A 635-nucleotide genomic window follows, 5' to 3' on the forward strand; every position below is an offset into this window, starting at 1 on the left:
AATAAACGGTCGCGATTATAGCAATTCTATTCTTTTAATTATCTATTATTTCATTAAAATTAAATATTTATCTGAATTAACCCGTGAGAAAAATCAACAAAAAATTGCATATAAAAAAAGCCTCCGAAGAGGCTTTTTTTATAATGTATCAGAGCTTTATATTAAGCCGCTGAACGYTCTTCAATTGGCACCACTTTACGYARCTCAGGCCCCGTATAGTCMGCACTTGGGCGAATAATACGGTTGTCCGCACGTTGTTCCATCACATGCGCTGCCCAACCYGTCACACGGCTCATCACGAAGATGGGTGTGAAGAGTTTGGTCGCAATATCCATGAAGTGGTAWGCCGATGCATGGAAGAAGTCTGCRTTACAGAAYARTTTCTTCTCACGCCACATSACTTCTTCACAACGTACYGAWACTGGATAAAGAACCGTGTCACCGACATCTTTSGCTAAGCGCTCTGACCARATTTTRATGATGCCRTTACGTGGRTCRTTGTCTTTRTAGATTGCATGWCCAAAGCCCATGATCTTTTCTTTACGTTCYAGTTTRCCCARCATTTCWCGYTCAGCTTCKTCAGGTGACGTCCAGTTTTCAATCATTTCCATCGCTGCTTCATTTGCTCCACCGTG

The 635-nt window shown here is 41.5% G+C and carries 1 protein-coding gene; it reads right to left on the reverse strand.

Annotated features, from left to right (window positions below):
- Window positions 1–161: 161 nt before the first annotated feature.
- On the reverse strand, window positions 162–635 hold a 474-nt coding region (locus tag RO22_RS23735), incomplete at its 5' end, for a citrate/2-methylcitrate synthase (protein WP_041159568.1).

It is taken from the genome of Halomonas sp. KHS3, from assembly GCF_000830495.1.
GTDB lineage: Bacteria > Pseudomonadota > Gammaproteobacteria > Pseudomonadales > Halomonadaceae > Vreelandella > Vreelandella titanicae.